At 70.1% G+C, this 19,566-nt stretch carries 20 protein-coding genes; 9 read left to right on the top strand and 11 right to left on the bottom strand.

Annotated elements, in window-relative coordinates; all coding sequences use genetic code 11:
• Window positions 1-228: 228 nt before the first annotated feature.
• From H5395_RS08920 to H5395_RS08905, 4 genes are all read right to left on the bottom strand, one after another.
• The gene (locus H5395_RS08920; protein ID WP_182792219.1) at window positions 229-1,098 is read right to left on the bottom strand and encodes an EamA family transporter; all 870 of its coding nucleotides are present in this window, start codon (window positions 1,096-1,098) and stop codon (window positions 229-231) included.
• 59 nt (window positions 1,099-1,157) lie between these two features.
• Complete coding sequence (gene dinB / locus H5395_RS08915) at window positions 1,158-2,246, bottom strand: DNA polymerase IV (protein ID WP_182792218.1); 1,089 nt, start codon at window positions 2,244-2,246, stop codon at window positions 1,158-1,160.
• 288 nt (window positions 2,247-2,534) lie between these two features.
• A complete protein-coding gene (locus H5395_RS08910; protein ID WP_182792217.1) occupies window positions 2,535-3,281 on the bottom strand; it encodes a folate-binding protein YgfZ in 747 nt (248 codons plus the stop codon).
• Complete coding sequence (locus H5395_RS08905) at window positions 3,281-5,020, bottom strand: ABC transporter ATP-binding protein (RefSeq protein WP_182792216.1); 1,740 nt, start codon at window positions 5,018-5,020, stop codon at window positions 3,281-3,283. The genes H5395_RS08910 and H5395_RS08905 overlap by 1 nt, the downstream gene beginning before the upstream one ends.
• A gap of 184 nt (window positions 5,021-5,204) precedes the next feature.
• Here H5395_RS08905 and H5395_RS08900 point away from each other — a divergent pair, with 184 nt between their 5' ends.
• Window positions 5,205-6,386: an alanine--glyoxylate aminotransferase family protein gene (locus tag H5395_RS08900; protein ID WP_182792215.1), complete on the top strand. Its 1,182-nt coding sequence runs from the start codon at window positions 5,205-5,207 to the stop codon at window positions 6,384-6,386.
• Window positions 6,387-6,389: 3 nt separating this feature from the next.
• Here H5395_RS08900 and H5395_RS08895 read toward each other — a convergent pair whose 3' ends face one another.
• Genes H5395_RS08895 through H5395_RS08885 form a run of 3 tightly spaced genes read right to left on the bottom strand, consistent with a single transcriptional unit; the run spans window position 6,390 to window position 8,691 of the window.
• Entirely contained in the window at window positions 6,390-6,878 is a 489-nt protein-coding gene (locus H5395_RS08895; protein WP_182792214.1) for a DUF305 domain-containing protein, read from the bottom strand.
• 51 nt (window positions 6,879-6,929) lie between these two features.
• Window positions 6,930-7,772 (bottom strand): TIGR02186 family protein, encoded by an 843-nt coding sequence (locus H5395_RS08890; RefSeq protein ID WP_182792213.1) that lies wholly within the window; start codon window positions 7,770-7,772, stop codon window positions 6,930-6,932.
• A gap of 4 nt (window positions 7,773-7,776) precedes the next feature.
• Window positions 7,777-8,691, bottom strand: coding sequence for a sulfite exporter TauE/SafE family protein (locus tag H5395_RS08885; protein ID WP_182792212.1), 915 nt, complete (start codon window positions 8,689-8,691; stop codon window positions 7,777-7,779).
• Between the two features lie 155 nt (window positions 8,692-8,846).
• On the opposite strand from H5395_RS08885, the gene surE reads away from it, so the two are divergent.
• Genes surE through H5395_RS08870 form a run of 3 tightly spaced genes read left to right on the top strand, consistent with a single transcriptional unit; the run spans window position 8,847 to window position 11,402 of the window.
• On the top strand, window positions 8,847-9,641 hold the full coding sequence (gene surE / locus H5395_RS08880) for a 5'/3'-nucleotidase SurE (RefSeq protein ID WP_182792211.1): 795 nt from the start codon (window positions 8,847-8,849) through the stop codon (window positions 9,639-9,641).
• A gap of 6 nt (window positions 9,642-9,647) precedes the next feature.
• The gene (locus H5395_RS08875) at window positions 9,648-10,310 is read left to right on the top strand and encodes a protein-L-isoaspartate(D-aspartate) O-methyltransferase (RefSeq protein ID WP_182792296.1); all 663 of its coding nucleotides are present in this window, start codon (window positions 9,648-9,650) and stop codon (window positions 10,308-10,310) included.
• Between the two features lie 30 nt (window positions 10,311-10,340).
• The gene (locus H5395_RS08870) at window positions 10,341-11,402 is read left to right on the top strand and encodes a M23 family metallopeptidase (RefSeq protein WP_200559376.1); all 1,062 of its coding nucleotides are present in this window, start codon (window positions 10,341-10,343) and stop codon (window positions 11,400-11,402) included.
• Between the two features lie 192 nt (window positions 11,403-11,594).
• Here H5395_RS08870 and H5395_RS08865 read toward each other — a convergent pair whose 3' ends face one another.
• Genes H5395_RS08865 through H5395_RS08855 form a run of 3 tightly spaced genes read right to left on the bottom strand, consistent with a single transcriptional unit; the run spans window position 11,595 to window position 14,635 of the window.
• Complete coding sequence (locus H5395_RS08865) at window positions 11,595-12,548, bottom strand: hypothetical protein (protein ID WP_182792210.1); 954 nt, start codon at window positions 12,546-12,548, stop codon at window positions 11,595-11,597.
• Window positions 12,549-12,593: 45 nt separating this feature from the next.
• Complete coding sequence (locus tag H5395_RS08860) at window positions 12,594-13,985, bottom strand: TolC family outer membrane protein (protein ID WP_234450794.1); 1,392 nt, start codon at window positions 13,983-13,985, stop codon at window positions 12,594-12,596.
• Window positions 13,982-14,635, bottom strand: a complete 654-nt coding sequence (locus tag H5395_RS08855; RefSeq protein ID WP_182792293.1) for a protein-L-isoaspartate O-methyltransferase — start codon at window positions 14,633-14,635, stop codon at window positions 13,982-13,984. Before H5395_RS08855 ends, H5395_RS08860 begins: the two co-directional genes overlap by 4 nt.
• A gap of 152 nt (window positions 14,636-14,787) precedes the next feature.
• Between H5395_RS08855 and mog the strand changes: the two genes are divergently transcribed.
• Entirely contained in the window at window positions 14,788-15,330 is a 543-nt protein-coding gene (gene mog / locus H5395_RS08850; RefSeq protein ID WP_182792209.1) for a molybdopterin adenylyltransferase, read from the top strand.
• Window positions 15,331-15,417: 87 nt separating this feature from the next.
• Here mog and rsmD read toward each other — a convergent pair whose 3' ends face one another.
• Entirely contained in the window at window positions 15,418-15,975 is a 558-nt protein-coding gene (gene rsmD / locus H5395_RS08845) for a 16S rRNA (guanine(966)-N(2))-methyltransferase RsmD (protein ID WP_182792208.1), read from the bottom strand.
• 108 nt (window positions 15,976-16,083) lie between these two features.
• Here rsmD and rfbC point away from each other — a divergent pair, with 108 nt between their 5' ends.
• The 4 genes from rfbC to rfbA are packed head-to-tail and all read left to right on the top strand — an operon-like array spanning window position 16,084 to window position 19,463.
• Window positions 16,084-16,638 (top strand): dTDP-4-dehydrorhamnose 3,5-epimerase, encoded by a 555-nt coding sequence (gene rfbC, locus H5395_RS08840; RefSeq protein WP_182792207.1) that lies wholly within the window; start codon window positions 16,084-16,086, stop codon window positions 16,636-16,638.
• Entirely contained in the window at window positions 16,635-17,672 is a 1,038-nt protein-coding gene (gene rfbB / locus H5395_RS08835; protein ID WP_182792206.1) for a dTDP-glucose 4,6-dehydratase, read from the top strand. Before rfbC ends, rfbB begins: the two co-directional genes overlap by 4 nt.
• Before the next feature lie 58 nt (window positions 17,673-17,730).
• Window positions 17,731-18,582 (top strand): dTDP-4-dehydrorhamnose reductase, encoded by an 852-nt coding sequence (gene rfbD, locus H5395_RS08830; protein WP_182792205.1) that lies wholly within the window; start codon window positions 17,731-17,733, stop codon window positions 18,580-18,582.
• Window positions 18,579-19,463 (top strand): glucose-1-phosphate thymidylyltransferase RfbA, encoded by an 885-nt coding sequence (gene rfbA / locus H5395_RS08825; protein WP_182792204.1) that lies wholly within the window; start codon window positions 18,579-18,581, stop codon window positions 19,461-19,463. The genes rfbD and rfbA overlap by 4 nt, the downstream gene beginning before the upstream one ends.
• The last annotated feature ends 103 nt before the right edge of the window (window positions 19,464-19,566 follow it).

The raw sequence follows: 19,566 nt of genomic DNA, 5'->3' as shown, positions 1-19,566 counted from the left end.
CGCCCGCCCCGAGTGTTCTTTGCCCTGAAGGGTGTCGCGAAGGATTACCCTGTCGCACCACCGATTCGTTATACCCTTGCCCGCAACCCCGCCATGCATCCCACGCAAACCCACAGCGATCCACCTATACTGCATTTTTCGCGACGATTTGATGGCACTTGGGGCATCAACGACGCTTGACAACCCCCAGCCTTGTCAAAAGTTGCCTGCAGCTTGACTAAAAAGGGTTTACTGCCGTGCCGCCGTCCGACTGGCGAGAACCACCCCCGCGATGACCAGCATCCCGGCCGCCAGTTCCAGAAGGCGGGGCCTTTCGCCCAGCATCACCCAGGCGGACGAAAAGCCCACGATGGGCACCAGCATCGACCAGGGCGCGACCTCGCTGGCGGGATAGCGCGACATCAGCGTGTTCCAGATGCCGTAGCCCAGGACCGTGGCGAAGACGACGATGTAAAGCAGCCCGAGGTTGGCGGGCATGGCCGCGGCCGTGAAGGCGCCGCCTAGCGCGGGGGCGATTCGCGGGCCTTCCATCAGCAGCGACAACAGGTACAGGGGAATGGGCGGGACGATCGACATCCACATCGTCAGGTGCAGGGGCTTTGGCGCACGCGCCAGCCGCGAGCAGATGTTGCCGACGGCCCAGCCCAGCGCGGCTAACAGCGTCAGCATCATCGGTAGCAGCGCCGCCGATTGCGCGCGGGCGGCGCCGATGATCGCCAGCCCCAGCACGGCAAGGCCGATGCCCGCCAGCCGCAAGGGCGTCAGCCGCTCGCCCAGGAAAGCGGCCGCCAGAAGGATGGTGAAGGGCGCCGAGGCCTGCAGCACCAGCGAGGCAAGCCCAGCCGGCATCCCCGTCGCCATTCCCAGGTAAAGGAACGAGAATTGCATGACGCCCAGCCCCAGCCCCGTGCCGATCAACCAGCGAAGCCTGACCTGCGGGAAGGGGACGAACAGGATCGCCGGGATCGCCATCAGGACAAAGCGCAGGGTGGCCGCCAGAAACGGCGGGTAATGGTCCAGCATCAGCGCGGTGGCCGGGAAGTTCAGTCCCCACAGCACCGGCACCAGCAGGACCAGCCCGCGATCGCCCCCCTGCATCCGCCGCCCTTTCGTGAAAATCGCCGCAATGGAGCCGATCCATGCGGCCGCCGCAAGCCTCAGCCGAACAGGTCCAGTTGTTCGGGCTGCGGGCCCTGCGGCAGGGGGCAGAGGCTGGACAGCGTGATCCCCAGAAGCCGCACCCCGCGCGGATCGGGCAGCACCTGCGGCAGCAGGGCCGTGGCCTGCGCCAGCAGTTCCGCCTGCGACATGACGGGCGCAGGCTGGCTATGGGCGCGGGTGACGATCTGGAAATCGGTGTATTTCGCCTTGAGCGTCACCGTTCGTCCCGAGACTTCGCGGGGGCCGGCATGGCGCCAGACCTTCTCGGCCAGCGGCTCCAGCGCCCCGGCGGCGGCGGCGAGGTCGTGGATGTCGGTGAAGAAGGTGGTCTCTGCGCCGATGGACTTGCGCTCGCGGTTCGGGCGCACCTCGCGGTCGTCGATGCCGCGGGCGATGTTCCAGTAATAGCGGCCCGCCTTGCCGAAGCGTGTCGTCAGGAACTCGAGGCTCTGGCGGTGCAGGTCGGCGCCGGTGCGGATGCCGTGGCGTTCCATCCTGGCCGCCGTGGCGGGACCGATGCCGTGAAAGCGGGCGATGGGCAGGGTCAGGACGAAGCCCGGCCCAGCCTCGGGCGGGATGACGTAAAGGCCATCGGGCTTGCGCTGGTCCGAGGCGAGCTTGGCCAGAAACTTGTTGTAGCTGACCCCGGCCGAGGCGGTCAGCCCGGTCTCAAGCCGGATCAGCGCGCGGATCTCCTGCGCGATGGCGGTGGCGGTGCGGCCTTCAAGGTAGTCGGTCAGGTCCAGATAGGCCTCGTCCAGCGACAAGGGTTCGATCAGAGGAGTGAAGCGGGCGAAGATCTCGCGGATCTGGTTGCTGACGGCGCGATAGACCTCGAACCGGCCCTTGACGAAGATGAGCTCGGGGCAGAGCCGCTTCGCCCGGACCGAGGGCATGGCCGAGCGCACGCCATAGGGCCGCGCCTCGTAGCTGGCCGCCGCCACGACGCCACGCAGGGACGAGCCGCCGACCGCCACAGGCTTGCCGCGCAGGTCCGGGTTGTCGCGCTGTTCCACGCTGGCAAAAAAGGCGTCCATGTCGATATGGACGATGCGGCGGATGCGCCCGGGCGCGTCAGGGATCATGGCGCGAAGCCACGACGTTTCGGGCGCAGGATGCGTGGTTTCCACGCACCGCCCGCAGGACATGGCGCGTTCCGAGCACGCACCCTGCGGCGCGGCAGGCTCCTGAGGATGCGCGTTCCCACCCTCCAGCCGGCGCGTCCTTTCGCTTTCGGACGGTTCTCAAATATCCTCAGGGGAAGAGGCCGCAGGCCTCGCGGGGGCAGACAGCCCCCGTCCGGCGGTGAAGTCCGCGGAACGGGTGGGTTCCCTGCGCCGGCCGCAGACCATGGTGCGTGGAAACCACGCACCCTACGGGTCGGCTTGCACCTGCCCATCGGCCGCAAGGACCGCCATGCCCCCGGCGGTCAGCCCCTCGCCGATGCGGTCGAAGCGCAGATGGGCGATGCCGCGTCCGCCTGACTGGGTGAACAGGGTTCCCGCCTCGCGCCCGTCCGCCATCAGGATGGGCGTGCCGACCGGAACCTCGCCGTCCACCGCGACGGTGACAAGGCCTTTCCGCAATTCGGTCTTGTGTTTCATGCGGGCGGTGACCTCCTGCCCGACATAGCAGCCCTTGCGGAAATCGACTCCGTGCAGGCGCTCGAACCCGGCTTCGAGGATGAAGGTTTCGTTCGGGATCAGTTCGACCAGCGACTTGGGGATGGTATGGGTCACGCGGATGGCGTCCCAGTCGATGCCGTCGTCGCTGTCGGTTTCGCCGTAAAGCCGCCAGCCCAGCGCCGGATGGCGGGGGTCGACGATGGCTCCGGCAGGGGCCTCGCCGGTGCCGCGCGACACCTTGAGGCCGGTTTCGGTCAATTCGACCGCCGAGCGCAGCTTGTACATCGACAGCCGCCGTACGAGGTCACCGGCAAGCCGCGCGTCCACGTCGATCAGCAGCGAATCCCCCTCCGGCACGATCAGGAAATCCGCCAGATACTTGCCCTGCGCCGTCAGCAGCGCCGTCCAGACAGGCGCGCGGGTGACGTCATTCGTTACCAGCCCCTGCAGGAACTCAACCCGATCCGCTCCGCCGACGCGCAGGATCTGCCGCATCACTCGCCCCCGAACTGCAGTTTCACCAGCGCCGCATAGGCGCCATTCGCTTCCATAAGCTGGTCATGCGTCCCCTGTTCCACAACCCGTCCCGCCTCGATCACCACGATGCGGTGGGCGGCGCGGATGGTGGACAGGCGGTGGGCGATCACCAGCGTCGTGCGCCCCTGGCTCAGTTCGTCCAACGCCTGCTGGACCAGCCGCTCGGATGCGGCGTCAAGCGCGCTGGTGGCCTCGTCCAGCAGCAGAACGGGCGCGTCGCGCAGCAGCGCGCGGGCGATGGCGACGCGCTGGCGCTGGCCGCCCGACAGGGCCGAACCGCGGGGGCCGACGCGGGTGTCCAGTCCCATGGGCAGGGCGTCGGCGAAATCGGCCACGCGGGCGGCGACCACGGCGGCGCGCAGGCGGTCCTCGGGGACCCCATGCCCCAGGGTGATGTTCTCGCGCAGCGTCTCGTCGAACAGCGCCGCGTCCTGGCTGACCGTCGAGAACTGGTCGCGCAGGATGGGCAGGGTGAAGTCGGCGACCGGCACGCCGCCCAGCGTGACGGCGCCCGCATCGGCGTCCACCATCCGGGTCAGCAGGTTGAAGACCGTGGACTTGCCCGCGCCGGAAGGGCCGACCAGCGCCGTCGTTTGCCCCGCCTCGGCGGTAAAGGACAGCCCGTGCAGCACCTTGTGGGCGCCGTAGGCGAGATGCACCTCCTCAAGCCGGATCGTGGTGTCGGGGGGCGGCTCGGTCCGGGGACCGGAACGGATCGTCGGCCGGGTGTCGAAGACCGCATAGATCCGTTCCAGCGAGGCCGCCGCCGTCTGCCATCCGCCGGCAAGCCCCCCAAGCCGGCGCAGCGGCTGGAAGGCCAGCGCCAGCGCGGTGAAGAAGGACATGAAGTCGCCCACCGTCCGCTCGCCGCTGGTGACCTGCGCCCCGCCGAGGATCAGGACGCCGAGGAAGCCCAGGCCCGTCACGATGTCGATCATCGCGGGGACCACAGCGTTGACCGCGCTCATCTTGGTTTCGGATTCGCGGATGTCGCCGACGATGCGGCGGAAGCTTTCGGCCTGGTAATCCTCCATCCGGTAAAGGCGGACGGCGGTGATGCCGTGCAGCACCTCGTCCAGCCTTGTGGCGCGGACCGAGGCGCGGGCGCGGTTCTGCCGCGTCTTGCGGCGGATGTAGCGCTGGGCATAGGCCGTGGGCAGGATCAGCAGCGGCGCGCCCACCAGCGCGGCGGCCGTCCACATCGGGTCGGTCGCCACCGCCACCCCGAACAGCGCCACCAGCGAGATCGCGTCGCGCCCCGCCCCGGTGATGAAGGTGGTCCAGATGGACCGGATCGCCATCGTGTCGCCCTGCACCCTTTCGATCAGGGCGCCGGGTGGGTTGGTCTGGAAGAAGTCCCCGTCCAGCGTCATGATATGCGCCAGCAGGTCCGTCTGCATTCGCGAGGCCACGCCCTGCTGGACCGAGGTCAGGATGGCGCGGGTGATGACATAGGTGGCGGCGCGGATCAGGAAAAGGCTGAAGATGACGCCGCCGACCCACCAGATCGCGCTTTCGTCCTGCCCCACGAAGACGCGGTCGAACAGCGGCTTCAGCATCCAGCTGAGAAAGGCCAGTGTCGAGCCCTCGATCACCATCAGCACCGTGGCCACACCCATGCGCGGCCAGTAGCGGCGCAGGTAATCCTGCCAGAGCCTTCCGAAGAGGCCGCGTTGTCGTTCGGCGCGTGACGGCATCCGGGCTCTCCTGCGGGTCGGTTCCGGGGATAGCGGGGACAGGATGGGGGGACAAGCAGCGGCGGAAAGGGGCTTTGCCCTTGGGCAGTTGGGCCAGAAAGAAGCAACCTGGGGCCAGGGGACGGGATGGACGCGGCAGAGCAGGGGTTCTAGTCATGCGGCTGCTTTCCCCCGAGGTGTTCCCATGAGCTTTGCCGCCGGCCGCCATATGCTTGCCATTCCCGGTCCCTCGCCGGTGCCAGACCGGGTGCTGCGGGCGATGCACCGGCCCTCGCCCGACATCTACGGGCCCGAGTTGACCGAGTTGAACCTGAAAGTGATGGGAGAACTGAAGCGGCTGGCCGGGACGGCGCAGAACGTCGCGGCCTATATCGGCAATGGCCATGCGGGCTGGGAGGCCGCGAACATGAACCTGCTGGCCCCCGGCGACTTGGCGCTGGTGCTGGTGACGGGGCATTTCGGCCGCGGCTGGGCGGTGACGGCCGAGGCGATGGGCGTGCGGGTCGAGCGGATCGAGGCCGAGCCTTTCGCCGCAGTGGACCCGCAGCGGCTGCGCGACAGGCTGGCGGCCGACAGGGCGGGCGAGATCCGGGCGGTGCTGGCCTGCCAGGTGGACACGGCCAGTTCGGTGCGCCTCGACATCCCTGCGATCCGGGACGCAATGGGGGATCATCCGGCGGCGCTGGCGGTGGATGCGATCGCGTCCTTGGGGTGCGAGCCGATGCGGATGGACGACTGGGGCGTGGACCTGCTGGTGTCCGCCAGCCAGAAGGGGCTGATGGTGCCGCCGGGGCTGGCCTTTGTCTGGTATTCGGACCGGATCGCGGCGGGCCGGGGCGCGGCCACCCCCTATTGGGACTGGCGCCCTCGCAGCGGTGCCGAGGAGTTGTGGCGCCATTGGGGCGGGACGCCGCCGGTCCAGCATATCTACGGGCTGGCCGAGGCACTGGCGATGCTGCTGGACGAGGAAGGGCTTGAGGCCGCCTGGTCCCGGCACGAGGCGCTGGCTGCCGCGACCTGGGCCGCGCTGGATGCCTGGGGCGCGGGCGGCGCGGGACCGCGCGCCATGGTGCGCGACCCGGCGGCGCGGGCGCGGTCCGTCACGGCCGCCACCCTGCCGGGGGCGGACCGTCTGCGGGCATGGACCGAGGAGGTGGCCGGGCTGACGCTGGGCATCGGCCTTGGCACGCCGGAACCCGCCGACGCGCTGCGGATCGCGCATATGGGCCATGTCAGCGCGCAGATGCACCTCGGCACGCTGGCGACCATCGAGGCGGGGCTGGTCGCCCTCGGCCTGCCTCATGCCGGCGGAGGGGCCGCGGCCGCCGCGGCCGAGATCGCCAAGCGCAGCGGCGCGTCGGGCTGAGGCTCAGGTCGCGGGCTTGGGCTCGGGCGTGCCGTCCGCGGCAGGCCGCGGGGCGGGGACGGCCTCAAGGGCCGGCTTCGGCGCAGGCGCCTCGGGCGCAGCCGCACCGGCCGCCGCGGGTTCCGGGGCGTTCCGTTGCAGCCAGTCCTGCATGGCAGCGATCTCGGCCTCTTGCGCGGCGATGATTTCCTGGGCCATCCGGCGGGCCTCGGGGTCGTCTCCGAACTGAAGCTCGATCCGGGCCATGTCGATCGCGCCCTGATGATGCGGGATCATGCCGCGGATGAAATCCACGTCGGCGTCGCCGGTAGGCTCGATCATCATCTCGGCATGCATCTTCTGCATCGCCGCGCGATTTGCCTCGGCGGCGTTCGCGGGCGTGCCCTGCGCGGCCGGGGCCTCGGTCGCAGGCGCCGGGGTCTGGGCCAGCGCGGGCAGGGCCAGCAGGGCGGCGGCGCTGCCGATCAGGGTCAGGCGGAGGTTGCGGGTCATGGCGGGTTCCTCTGGTCAGGTCGCACCCCAACGCGCGGGCGCCCGAAAGGATCAGCCCCGGCGCAGCGCCCGGAAGGCCGCCGAGGCGATCAGCCCCGCCGCCATGGCGATGGCCAGCGACATCAGCCCGTACCAGAAGGGCTGATGGATCGACAGCCGGTAGAGCCAGCGTTCCAGCCCCACCTTCTGCACCCGGATCGGCACCGTGTCGCTGTCGATCACCTGCCCGTCGCGGATCAGGAAGATGCGGGCGCGATAATCGCCCTCGATCAGGTTCGCGGGCAGGCGGATGTCGGCGCGGAACAGCGTGTCGTCCACGATCTGCACCGCGCCCTCGTCGACGAAATAGCGGCCCGACTCGGCGCGGATGCGCAGCAGCGCCGCGGTGAAGGGGGTGGGGTCCTCGACCTCGACCCCTGCCGACAGGGCCCGCATGGCAAGCGGCGGCGAGATGCGGAAGCGTACGTCCTCGGCGGGGTCGAGCATCCGGTCCAGCGGGCCGCTGCTGGCCACGGCGTAGAAGTCGGGGGCGGCGCCTATCCGCACGCCCTGGGTGTTGACCCAGATCGGGCCGACGCGTTCCTTGCGCCGGACGGTGACGGATTGCGACGGGCCTTCCACGGTGACGATGATGCCGGGCGATTCATCCCGCGCCTTGGGAAGGTCCCGGCGGATCGCGCCGTAGATCAGGATCTCGGACCCGGTGAAGGTGGCGTTGATCGCCACCTCGTCCTGCGACAGCCCGCTGACCAGCCGCTCGGACGGGGGCGCCTCGGGCGCGGGCACGGCGGGGGCGCGTTCCAGCGGCAAGGTCGCCGGAGGGGCGCCTTCCTGCGCCGCCACCGCCAAGGGCCATGCCGCCACCAGCAACGCCGCCATGACCCGCCGCCACATCGCCCTAGCCCGCCGCGATGGAGTAAAGGTCCGCCGGCCGCACCACCAGGTCATAGGCCAGCCGGCCGCAGACCCCCAGCACCAGCAGGGCCAGCAGCACCCGCAACTGCTCGGCCCTCAGCCTGGCGCCCCAATGCGTCCCGACCTGCGCGCCGACGACGCCGCCCACGATCAGCAGCACCGCCAGCATGATGTCCACGGTGTTGGAACTGACCGCGTGCATCAGCGTGGTGAAGGCGCTGACCGCCGCGATCTGGAACAGCGAGGTGCCGATCACGACCTTTGTCGGCATCCCTAGCAGGTAGATCATCGCGGGCACCATGATGATCCCGCCGCCGACCCCCATGATCGCCGCCAGCACCCCCACGGCCAGCCCGACCAGCAGGGGCGGGATGACGCTGATGTAAAGCCCGGATGCGCGGAACTTCATCTTCCAGGGCATGCGGTGGACCCAGCTGTGTTCGTGCAGCCGACGCCGGGCCGGGCCGCCGGGGGATTTCGACGCGAACAGCGCCCCCAGGCTTTCGCGCAGCATCGTCAGGCCGACGACGCCCAGAAACGCGACATAGCTGAGCTGCACCACAAGCTCGACCTGGCCCAGGCGCTGCAGCAGGTTGAAGACGCCGACCCCCAGCGCAGACCCGATGATGCCGCCCACCAGCAGCACCACCCCCATGCGGATATCCACCGTCTTGCGCCGCAGATGCGCCAGCACCCCGGAAAAGCTTGAGGCCACAACCTGGTTCGCGCCGGTCGCGACCGCGATCGCGGGCGGGATGCCGATGAAGAACAGCAGCGGCGTGATCAGGAAGCCGCCGCCGACGCCGAACAGGCCGCTCATCAGCCCGACGATGCCGCCAAGGGCGATCAGCGTGAAGGCATTCACCGAGACATCGGCGATGGGAAGGAATATCTGCATGGCTGCCCGGCTTTTCGGCCATCCTGATACCCTGCGGCGTGGGCGTCAAACAGCGATTCGCGCGGCTTGCACGCCAAGGCTGCACAAGGCTAATCAGGGTGCGGCGCGAAAGGGCGGGCCGGAACCGCGGCCCGCGTGCCGCAGCGGGGACAGCGATGCGGATTCTGATCACCAACGACGACGGCATCAACGCGCCGGGACTGCAGGCGCTGGCCGAAATCGCGGCGGAACTCGCCGGACCCGACGGCGAGGTCTGGACCGTCGCCCCCGCCTTCGAGCAGTCGGGCGTCGGCCACTGCATCAGCTATTCGCACCCCACCCTGATCGCGGAACTCGCGCCCCGCCGCTGGGCGGCCGAGGGCAGTCCGGCCGACTGCGTGCTGGCGGGCCTGTGGGACATCATGTCGGACCGCAGGCCGGACCTCGTGCTGTCGGGCGTGAACCGCGGCAACAACGCGGGCGAGAACGCGATGTATTCGGGCACGGTCGGCGGGGCGATGGAAGGCGCTCTGCAGGGCGTCCGCTCGATCGCCCTGTCGCAGTATCTCGGCCCTCGCACGGCCCGGCTGGACGATCCCTTCGAGGGCGCCCGCACCCATGGCGCCCGCGTGATCCGGGCGCTGCTGGACCGGGCCGACTGGGGCGAGGGCGAGGATTACCCCCTGTTCTACAACGTCAACTTCCCGCCCTGTTCGGCCGCCGAGGTTCAGGGCATCCGCGTGACGCCGCAGGGCCGCCGCGCCGATGTCCGCTTCGGGGTCGAGGCGCAGGTCGCGCCGAACGGGCGGCGCTTCCTGTGGATCGCAGGCGGCCCGCAGATGGCGCGGGCAGGAAAGGGCAGCGATGTCGAGGCGCTGCTGGCGGACCATATCGCGGTGACGCCGATGCGTCCCGACCTGACCTGTCACAGAACGCTCGACCGCCTTGCGGCAGTGCTGGACGAGGGCTGAGCCATGATGGCCGACCCTCCCGGCGATGAAGAAGGCCCGGCCGAGCGGCAGATGCGCTTCCTGTATGCCCTGCGCTCGCGCGGCGTGACCGACCCCCGCGTGCTGGCCGCGATGGAGCGGATCGACCGCGGCGCCTTTGTGCGCGGCCATTTCGAGGATCGCGCCTACGAGGACACGCCCCTGCCCATCGCCTGCGGGCAGACGATCAGCCAGCCCTCGGTCGTGGCGCTGATGACGCAGGCGCTGAACGTGGGGCCGCGCGACATGGTGCTCGAGATCGGGACAGGCTCGGGCTACCAGGCGGCGGTGCTGTCGGTCCTGTGCCGCCGGGTGATGACGGTGGACCGCCACCGCCGGCTGGTGGTCGAGGCCGAGGAGGTCTTCCGCCGCGTCGGGCTGACCAACATCACGGCGCGGGTCGCAGACGGCTCCTTCGGGCTGCCCGAGCAGGCGCCCTTCGACCGCATCATGGTGACGGCCGCGGCCGAGGACCCCCCCGGCCCGCTGTTGTCGCAACTGAAGGTGGGCGGTATCATGGTGGTGCCGGTCGGGCAGTCGGACGCGGTGCAGACCCTGATCCGCGTCACGCGGACGGAAACGGGCTATGCCTATGACGAGCTGCGGCAGGTGCGGTTCGTGCCGCTGGTCGAGGGGTTGGGACAGACATGACCCCCGCAAGAAGACGATGAGGACGGGCAGATGACCATTTCAGTCGCGGCGCGGGGGCAGGACCGCGCGGGTTTGGGTTTCCTTGCCGGGCGCGCCGGGGTCTGTGCGCTGGCGCTGGCGCTGGCGCTGGCAGGATGCACGCAGCCGCCGGGGGCGACCCCCGGCGCGGCGCCCGTTCCCGGTGCGGCCTCCGCCCCCGGCGCGGCGGGCGCCGGCCCTTCCATGACCGTGGCCGGCCTCGGCCGGCTGCAGATGCCGCAGATCCAATGGCCGCGCGGCGCTGCGGCTGCGGGGACGACTGCGGCTGCGGGCAGTGGAACGGCGCAGGTCTCGGACCCCTTCGCCGGTCAGGGCGTCCGCCAGCCCGCGGTTCAGGGCGCAGGCGCGCCCACGACATCCGCGGCCCCATCGGGCGGGGGTGCCGTGGCAAGCGCACGGTTGCATACGGTGGTGGCGGGCGAAACCGCATGGTCCATCGCCCGGCGCTACGGAGTCCCGGTCCAGGACCTCGCCCGCGCCAACGGGCTGCCCGAGACGATGAGCCTGCGCGTGGGCCAGCGCCTGGCCATCCCCGCCAGCGGCGCGGTGACCACGGCCAATGTCGTGACCGCCCCCGGCGTCGGCTCGGCCACACCCCGCCCGCCGTCCTCTGCGCAGCCCCTGCCGGGCGAGGAGACCCGCCCCGCAAGCGCCCCGGCGCCCAGGGCGCCCGCCCCGGATCTGGGCAGCACCCGCACCGCGGCCTCGGGCAGCGGCAAGTTCGCCATGCCGGCCAGCGGCTCGATCGCCCGCGCCTACAGGAAGGGCACGAACGAGGGCATCGACATCGCGGCCGCGCCCGGTTCACCCATCAAGGCGGCAGGCAGCGGCACGGTCGCGGCCGTGACCCGCGACACGGACGGAATACCGATCGTGGTGGTCCGCCATGACGACGGGCTGATGACGGTCTATGCCGGCGTGGACAAGCTGTCGGTGAACAAGGGCGATTCGGTCAGCCGCGGCCAGACCATCGGCGCGGCACGCAGCAGCGGGCTTCTGCATTTCGAGGTCCGCAACGGCTTCGACAGCGTGGACCCCGAGGACTACCTTTGAAGCACCGGCGGCTTTTTTCCCCGCTGGCTCCAGCGCCGTTGGAGACGCCGATGGGATGCAGTAGCCCGGTGCCGGCCCGATATGGCTTTGTGCAATTGGGCGGCTGGGTGGCAGCGGAATCCGTTGTCGATCCCGCCGCGTCTTGTTGTCAGCGCCTTGCAAATGCTGACAAGGCGCGATGCCGCGGCACGATCAGCCGCGCGGGGGGCGCACCAGCGCCTCGGTCAGGGCGGCTGCGATCTCGGCCCGGACCATGCGGCGGAGGTTGTCGTCGAGACTGCGCGTCAACTCGCCCGCGAACTCCTCGCGCACGACCTCGCGCAGCAGGGCGCGAAGGGGGTTTTCCTCGTCGCCGGGCAGGCCCTCGCCCACGCCCTGGGGGAAGCGGCCGGAAACAGGGTCGGCGTGCATCGAGGCGGCGGGGCTGTTCGCATGGGCTTGCATGTCAGGCTTTCCGTTTGAAAGAAGGGTGTCGGCCGGCTCGCCTGTGCGCGGACCGGATGTTGTCGGCGCCGTGCCATCCGGGGCGGGTAGCGGCGGCTGCGGTTCCGGCGCGATGTCCGAGCCGGCAGGCCACGGCCTTTCGGCGGCTGGCGGCATCAAGGGTCCCACGGCGGGCCGCGCCGGTTGCGTGTCGGCGGGAGGCAGAAAGATGCTGTGGACGGGGCTGGCCGGCGGTGCCGGAATCGCGGACATGGGGGGATGATCCGCATCCGCGTCAGCACCGGCATCGTCCTTTGCGGCCGGTCTGGGGGTCAGGCGCAGCGGGCCTCCCTGCCCGGCCGCAGGAACCATCGCATCCGGGTCAAGTCGGAAGGGCGCAACCTTGTCGCCGGCAACCGGACCGGGGGCGGGCGCTTGCCTGCCATCCTTGACAATGACGCTGGTCGAGTCCGCCGGGAATGTCCTGCTGGCCGAGGCCGGTTGCGCCGATCCCGACATCGGCAGTTCCACCGACAGGGCAAGGGACTGCGCCGGGTTCCGCTGCCGCTCGTCCCCGGTGCCGGCGGTGACGCGGGCGGTCACCACCATCGGCCCTTGGTCAAGCTGGGAGGCGGGGCCGCCGCGTGCGACCAGCCGGCGGATCTCGGCCAGAACGTCGCCCATGTCATCGGGACGTTCGATCCTGGGGCGAGGAACGCTCATGCCACGACGCCCCCGGCAAGGGTGGCGTCGGTCGCCCGCGCCGCCTTACTGCTTGCCGATCGCGCGCAGCACGCGGTCGAGGTTCTGGCCCTGCGTGCTGGTGTAGGGGGCGTCGCGCACCGCGTTGTAATAGGCCGATGGGTCATAGGTGGGGATCCCAAGCTGAAGGTGCTCTACCGTCAGCAGACCCATAGCGGCCAGAAGTTGATAATGTGCTAACTGCAGGTTGGCTTCCGCCGTGATCCGGTCGGCCCGCGCTTCCAGCAGGTCCTGTTCGGCGTCCAGCACGTCCAGCGTGGTGCGCGCGCCAAGGGTGGCTTCCTCGCGCACGCCTTCATAGGCCTGTTCGGCGGCCGAGATCTGTTCCTCGATGGAACCGATCTGGGCGCGGGCGACGTCGATGTTGGCCCAGGCGGTACCCAGCACCAGCTCGACCTGCCGCACGGTGTCCAGCAGCGCCGAGCGGGCCGAATCACGCTGCGCCATGGCCCGGCGATGCGCGGCGGGAAGCCGCCCGCCCGAGTAGATGGTCTGGCTGGCCTGCACCCCGGCGCTGAGCGTCGTCGTGTTATCCTGGTCGCCCGTGCCGAGCAGCGTCCGACCCGGTGCCCGCGTCGTGCCAAGCCCCACCGAGCCCGTGAGCTGCGGGCGGCGTTCGGCCGCGGCCGCGGCGACGCCCAGTTCGGCGGCGGCGACGGCGCGCTGCGCCTGCCGGATCGCCGGATGGGTGCGGCGCGCGGTATCCCGCGCGATCTCGACCGAGGCGGGGCGCGCAGGCAGGGGCGGCGGCGGATCGAGATCGCCCGGCTCGCGTCCCACGGCGTTGCGGTAGTTCTCGCCTGCGATCTGAAGCTGGCCCTGAGCGGAGGCAAGGCTCGCGCGGGTTGCGGCAAGCTGCGCCTCGGCAAGGGCCACGTCGGTGGTGGTGATCTCGCCCACGTCGAAGCGGTCCTGCGCCGCCTGCCGTTCGCGCGTCAGCAGCCCGACCGAGTTGTTCTGCAGCGCCACCTGCTGTTCGGCGCTGCGGATGTCCAGATAGGCCTGCACGGCGGTCAGCAATATGTCCTGTTCCACCGAGATCAGCGATTCGCGGGTGGCGAGGACCTGTTCCTTGGCGATGTCGATCGCCAGTTGCCCGCGGCCCCAGTCATACAGCGTCATCTGCCCCACCAGTTCCAGCGTGGTCGCGACGGCCTCGATCCCGTCCACCTGCTGGAAATTATGCGAGGCGGCCCATTGCACGACCGGGCGCAGCGCGGCCATGCTTTGCGCCACGTCCTCGTCCGCCGCCCGCAGCAGGGCGCGGTTCTGTTCCAGCAGGGCCGAGTGGCGATAAGCCCCCACCATGGTATCGGCCAGCGATTCGGCCCAAGCCGGCAGCGACGACAAGGCGGTGCCCAGCGCCAGTGCCGCGGCCAGAAGACGCCGCCCCCTCACAGCGAGAACTCCGCCCGGCGGGCGAAGCCCGGCAGGACGGGAGCGCTGGCGTTGAAGGCGTAGCGCCAGGTGATCACGCCATCCAGCTTGATGCCGAGGCGCACCACCCCGAGCGCGCCTTCGCGGAACAGCGCCATGATGCGACCTCCTTCTGCAAGTTGCGCGGCAAGATCGGCGGGCATCTCCTCGATGCCGCCTTCGACGAAAATGGCGTCATAGGGCGCCTCGGCCGGGTGGCCCGCGGCCAGCGGCCCGGCAACCACCGCGACGTTGTCGCCACCCGCCGCGGCCAGCCGCCGCGTCGCCTCGGCCGCCATCTCGGCGTCTTCCTCGAGCGCCACGACGGCCTGCGCCAGCCGCCCCACCACCGCGGCCGAGTAGCCGAAGCCCGCCCCCACATCCAGCACGAGCTGGGTCGGCTGGATGTCCAGCGCGTCGATCATCTTGGCGATCGTCCGGGGTTCCAGCAGCACGCGGCCGCGGACCAGGTCCACGTTCTCGCCGATATAGGCGACGTCGCGGCGGCTGTCGGGGACGAACTGCTCTCTCGGGACCTCGAGCATCGCCGCGATCACGTTGTATTTGGTCACGTCATTCGTGCGCACCTGGGTGTCCACCATTGTCGTGCGGCGTTCCTGGAAATCTGTCATCGCGGCCATCCGGCTGTGCTTTTCCCCATTCTCTGGCACGATTGCGGGGCCGGGGCAACGCCGCCCCATCGCCACCCTGCCGCGGAAACGCCGTTTCAATCGGCGCGCGAAGGGGGCAGGATGCGCGCACCCCACCCTGCCGGAGCCCCGACGTGACCCAGCGCCAGACCGCCCGCATTGCCATCGTGACCGTGTCCGACCGTGCCAGCCGCGGCGAATACGAGGACCGCAGCGGCCCGGCCGTCGAGGCCTGGCTGCGCGAGGTCGTGACCTCGCCCGCCGACATCGCCCGCCATGTCATTCCTGACGGACGCGAGGGGGTGGCGGCGACCCTGCGGCGGCTGTCGGAAGGCGAGGGCGCCGACCTGATCCTGATTTCCGGCGGCACCGGCCCCGCCCCCCGCGACGAGACGCCCGAGGCGCTGGCCGAGGTGATCGAAAAGGAACTGGCAGGCTTCGGCGAGGAGATGCGCCGCGCGAGCCTGGCCGAAGGGGTGCCGACCGCCATCCTGTCGCGGCAGACGGCAGGCATCCGTGACGCCTGCCTGATGATCCTTCTGCCCGGCAAGCCCGCCGCCATCGCCACCTGCCTGGACGCGGTCTTCGCGGCCGTGCCCTACTGCCTGGACCTGATCGGCGCCGCCCGGATCGAGACAGACCCGGCGCGGATCGTGGCGTTCCGGCCGAAGGTCTGAGCGGACCGGGGCGCCGGACCGTGGGACAGCCCCCGCACCACCGGGATATTCGTGCGATGGAGAAAGACCCTAAGTGAGCGAAGCGGGTCAGGCCGCACGCAACAGGGTGACGAGCGTGTCGCCGTAGCGGCGCTGGTCGATCCGGGTCAGGCCCTCGGGGGGCAGGGGGGCGGTGTCCTCCTCCCACACCACCAGCGCCTCGGGGGCCAGCCAGTTGCCCGCCAGCGCCGAGGAAAGCGCGGCCTCGCCCAGCCGCTGGCCATAGGGAGGGTCGAGGAAGACGAGGTCATAGCCCGCGCCCCGGTTCGGCCCGAGATTGGTGGCATCGCGCCGCCAGATATCGGTCGCGCCCATGGCCCGGGCTTTTTCCACATTCGCCCGCAAGAGGGCGCGGGCGCTCGCGCCCTCGTCCACGAAGGCAACCCGGGCCGCGCCGCGCGACAGCGCCTCGAGGCCCAGCGCCCCGGTTCCGGCGAAGAGGTCCAGCACCTGCGCGCCCTCGATCGGGAAGCCGTGGCTGTTGAGGACGAGGTTGAAGATCGCCTCGCGCACCCGATCGCTGGTGGGGCGCAGATGCGCGGCGGGATCGCCCGCGCCGACTTCGGCCAGTTTCAGCCCGCGCAGGCGGCCGCCGACGATTCGCATGGACAGCTCTCCCTATCCGGCGGTCCGCATGACCGTCCTGGTTGCACGCGGCTTTCCCTTTTGCGGGAAAAATGGCAAGCGCCGTTCGACTGGGATCGAGAGGTTGGGATGCGGATCGAGGAGACGGCCCTGTCGGGGGTTCTGGTGCTGACGCCTGCGCGGTTCGGCGACCACCGGGGCTTCTTTTCGGAAAGCTGGAACCGACGGACGCTGGAGGAGGCGGGGGTGCATCTGCCCCCGTTCGTGCAGGATAACCACTCGCTCTCGGCCAAGGCGGGCACGCTGCGCGGGCTGCATTACCAGGCGCCCCCCTCTGCGCAGGGCAAGCTGGTGCGCTGCGGGCGGGGCGCCCTTTACGACGTGGCGGTGGACGGGCGGCGCGGCAGCGAAACCTATGGGCAATGGGTGGGGGTCGAGCTGAGCTTTCAGAACGGCCGCCAGCTCTGGGTGCCGCCGGGCTTCCTGCATGGCTTCGTCACGCGCGAGGACGACACCGAGGTCGTCTACAAGTGCACGGGCCATTACGACCGTGCGGCGGATGGGGCGGTGCGCTGGGACAGCCTCGGCATCGACTGGGGCGTGGCCCGGCCGATCCTGTCCGAGAAGGACCGGGCCGCGGTGCCCTTCGTCGACTGGCAATCACCCTTCGAGGGGGCGGCATGAAGATCCTCGTGACGGGCGGTGCGGGCTTCATCGGCTCGGCGGTGGTGCGGCTGGCGGTCGGGCGCGGGCATGAGGTCGTGAACCTCGACGCGCTGACCTATGCGGCGAACCTTGAGAACGTGGCCTCGGTGGCGGGAAGCCCGCGCTACGCCTTCGAGCAGGCCGACATCCGCGACCGCACGGCGCTGGATCGCGTCTTCGCGACGCACCGGCCGGATGCGGTGATGCATCTCGCCGCGGAAAGCCACGTGGACCGCTCGATCGACGGCCCCGGCGCCTTCATCGAGACCAATGTGACCGGCACCTGTAACCTGCTGGAAGCGGCGCGGGCTTGGTGGACGCGCGAGGGCAGGCCCGAGGGCTTCCGCTTTCATCACATCTCAACCGACGAGGTCTTCGGATCGCTCGGCGAGACAGGGCAGTTCACGGAAGCTACGCCCTACGACCCGCGCTCGCCCTATTCGGCGTCCAAGGCGGCATCCGACCATCTGGTGCGCGCCTGGCACGAGACCTACGGGTTGCCGGTGGTGCTGACGAACTGTTCCAACAACTACGGCCCCTTCCACTTCCCCGAGAAGCTGGTGCCGGTGGTGATCCTCAATGCCCTGCACGGGCGCGAGATCCCGGTCTATGGCGATGGCGGCAATGTGCGCGACTGGCTGTATGTCGAGGACCACGCCGATGCGCTGCTGCTGTGCCTCGAACAGGGCGCGGTCGGCCGCAGCTACAACATCGGCGGCGAGAACGAGGCCCGCAACATCGACCTCGTGCGCACCATCTGCGCGCATCTGGACGATATGCGGCCCGAAGGCGGCCCGCATGACCGCCTGATCCGCTTCGTGACTGACCGCCCGGGCCATGACCGGCGCTATGCGATCGACCCGACTCGCATCCGCACCGAACTGGACTGGCGCCCCTCGGTCACGGTCGAGGAAGGGCTGAAGCGCACCGTCGCCTGGTATCTCGAGAACGAGGACTGGTGGCGCCCGCTGCTGGCCCGACAGGGCGTGGGCAGGCGGCTGGGGGCGGGCTGAGGTTGCGCGAGCGCATGGGTATTTGGGCCAGGATGAAGCCCCTGAGGGAGAATCCACGATGGACGGTCTGATGATCTTCGGCCGCACGGGGCAGGTGGCGCGGGAACTCGCGCGGCTTGCGCCCGAGGCGCGCTTCGTCGGCCGCGACGAGGCCGACCTGGCCGATCCGGCCGCCTGCGCCGCGCTGATCCGAGAGGTCCGCCCCGCCTGTGTCATCAACGCTGCGGCCTATACCGCGGTGGACCGGGCCGAGACGGAGCCGGAGCTTGCCCGGCTGGTCAATGCCCGGGCGCCGGGTGCCATGGCCGCCGCCTGTGCCGAGGCGGGCATCCCGTTTCTTCATGTCTCGACGGATTATGTCTTTGACGGCTCGGGAGAGGCGCTGCGCCGCGAGGAGGCGCCAACCGGCCCGCTTGGGGCCTATGGACAGACCAAGCTCGATGGCGAGCGCGCCATCGCTGCCGCCGGCGGGCAATGGGCGGTGCTGCGGACAAGCTGGGTCTTCTCGGCGCATGGCACGAATTTCGTCAGGACCATGCGGCGGCTGGGGGCCGAGCGCGAGCGGCTGACCATCGTATCCGACCAGGTCGGCGGGCCGACGCCCGCGGGTGACATCGCGGGTGCCCTTCTGACGATGGCACGGGCGATGGTGGCCGATCCGGCCAAGGGCGGCCTCTATCACTTCGCGGGCGCGCCCGACGTGAGCTGGGCTGATTTCGCCCGCGAGATCTTCGCCCGCTCGGGTCTCGCGCCGCAGGTCGTGGACATCCCGACCAGCGCCTATCCCACCCCGGCGCGGCGGCCGTTGAACTCGCGCCTTGACTGCGGCGCCATCACCCGCGCCTTCGGCATCGCGCGCCCGGACTGGCGGGCAGGGCTCGATCGCGTCATTCAGGAGCTTTCCGCATGAGCCGCCGCAAGGGCATCATCCTGGCCGGGGGTTCGGGCACCCGCCTTTACCCGATCACGCTGGGCGTCTCGAAGCAGCTTCTGCCGGTCTATGACAAGCCGATGATCTATTATCCCCTGTCGGTGCTGATGCTGACCGGCATCCGCGAGATTGCGATCATCACCACCCCCGACGACCAGGCGCAGTTCCAGCGGCTGCTGGGCGACGGCCGACAGTGGGGGATCGAACTGACCTGGATCGTGCAGCCCCGGCCCGAGGGGCTGGCGCAAGCCTATGTCCTGGCCGAGGAGTTCCTTGCCGGGGCGCCCTCGGCGATGGTGCTGGGCGACAACATCTTCCACGGCCACGGGCTGACCGAGATGCTGGCGCAGGCCGACGCACGGCAGGAGGCGACGGTCTTCGGCTATCACGTGGCCGATCCCGAACGCTACGGCGTCGTGGCTTTCGACGACAGGGGCCGGGCCGTGCAGATCATCGAGAAGCCCGCGGTGCCGCCCTCGAACTATGCGGTCACCGGGCTTTACTTCCTCGACGCCGATGCCTCGCGCCGGGCGCGCGACGTGACGCCCTCGGAACGTGGCGAACTGGAGATTGCCACCCTGCTGGAAACCTACCTGCACGAGGGCCGGCTGACCGTCGAGCGCATGGGCCGCGGTTTCGCCTGGCTCGACACCGGCACCCACAGCAGCCTGCTGGACGCCGGCAACTTTGTCCGCACACTGGAAGAGCGCCAGGGGATGCAGTCGGGCAGCCCCGACGAGGCCGCCTACCAGCAGGGCTGGATCAGCGACGTGCAACTGCGCACCCAGGCGCAGAAGTTCGGGAAGACCGATTACGGAATGTATCTGGCAAGGCTGCTGGACCAGGTGCCGCTGGCGTGACGGCCTGTGCTTGGCTTTCGTCTTTGCCTGAACATCATCCGGGGCTGGCCAGCGCCCGGACAACAGCGGATCAGAAAACAGCCATCATGGCTGTTTTTCCGCC

This window comes from Paracoccus sp. MC1854 (assembly GCF_014164635.1).
Lineage (GTDB): Bacteria > Pseudomonadota > Alphaproteobacteria > Rhodobacterales > Rhodobacteraceae > Paracoccus.
This window is presented reverse-complemented; position numbering and strand designations above follow the sequence as displayed.

Coding starts and splice junctions, on each gene's coding strand:
- H5395_RS08920 (WP_182792219.1), bottom strand. CDS start 1,098: ATGCAGGGGGGCGATCGCGGGCTGGTCCTGCTGGTGCCGGTGCTGTGG.
- dinB (WP_182792218.1), bottom strand. CDS start 2,246: ATGATCCCTGACGCGCCCGGGCGCATCCGCCGCATCGTCCATATCGAC.
- H5395_RS08910 (WP_182792217.1), bottom strand. CDS start 3,281: ATGCGGCAGATCCTGCGCGTCGGCGGAGCGGATCGGGTTGAGTTCCTG.
- H5395_RS08905 (WP_182792216.1), bottom strand. CDS start 5,020: ATGCCGTCACGCGCCGAACGACAACGCGGCCTCTTCGGAAGGCTCTGG.
- H5395_RS08900 (WP_182792215.1), top strand. CDS start 5,205: ATGAGCTTTGCCGCCGGCCGCCATATGCTTGCCATTCCCGGTCCCTCG.
- H5395_RS08895 (WP_182792214.1), bottom strand. CDS start 6,878: ATGACCCGCAACCTCCGCCTGACCCTGATCGGCAGCGCCGCCGCCCTG.
- H5395_RS08890 (WP_182792213.1), bottom strand. CDS start 7,772: ATGTGGCGGCGGGTCATGGCGGCGTTGCTGGTGGCGGCATGGCCCTTG.
- H5395_RS08885 (WP_182792212.1), bottom strand. CDS start 8,691: ATGCAGATATTCCTTCCCATCGCCGATGTCTCGGTGAATGCCTTCACG.
- surE (WP_182792211.1), top strand. CDS start 8,847: ATGCGGATTCTGATCACCAACGACGACGGCATCAACGCGCCGGGACTG.
- H5395_RS08875 (WP_182792296.1), top strand. CDS start 9,648: ATGGCCGACCCTCCCGGCGATGAAGAAGGCCCGGCCGAGCGGCAGATG.
- H5395_RS08870 (WP_200559376.1), top strand. CDS start 10,341: ATGACCATTTCAGTCGCGGCGCGGGGGCAGGACCGCGCGGGTTTGGGT.
- H5395_RS08865 (WP_182792210.1), bottom strand. CDS start 12,548: ATGAGCGTTCCTCGCCCCAGGATCGAACGTCCCGATGACATGGGCGAC.
- H5395_RS08855 (WP_182792293.1), bottom strand. CDS start 14,635: ATGACAGATTTCCAGGAACGCCGCACGACAATGGTGGACACCCAGGTG.
- rsmD (WP_182792208.1), bottom strand. CDS start 15,975: ATGCGAATCGTCGGCGGCCGCCTGCGCGGGCTGAAACTGGCCGAAGTC.
- rfbC (WP_182792207.1), top strand. CDS start 16,084: ATGCGGATCGAGGAGACGGCCCTGTCGGGGGTTCTGGTGCTGACGCCT.
- rfbB (WP_182792206.1), top strand. CDS start 16,635: ATGAAGATCCTCGTGACGGGCGGTGCGGGCTTCATCGGCTCGGCGGTG.
- rfbD (WP_182792205.1), top strand. CDS start 17,731: ATGGACGGTCTGATGATCTTCGGCCGCACGGGGCAGGTGGCGCGGGAA.
- rfbA (WP_182792204.1), top strand. CDS start 18,579: ATGAGCCGCCGCAAGGGCATCATCCTGGCCGGGGGTTCGGGCACCCGC.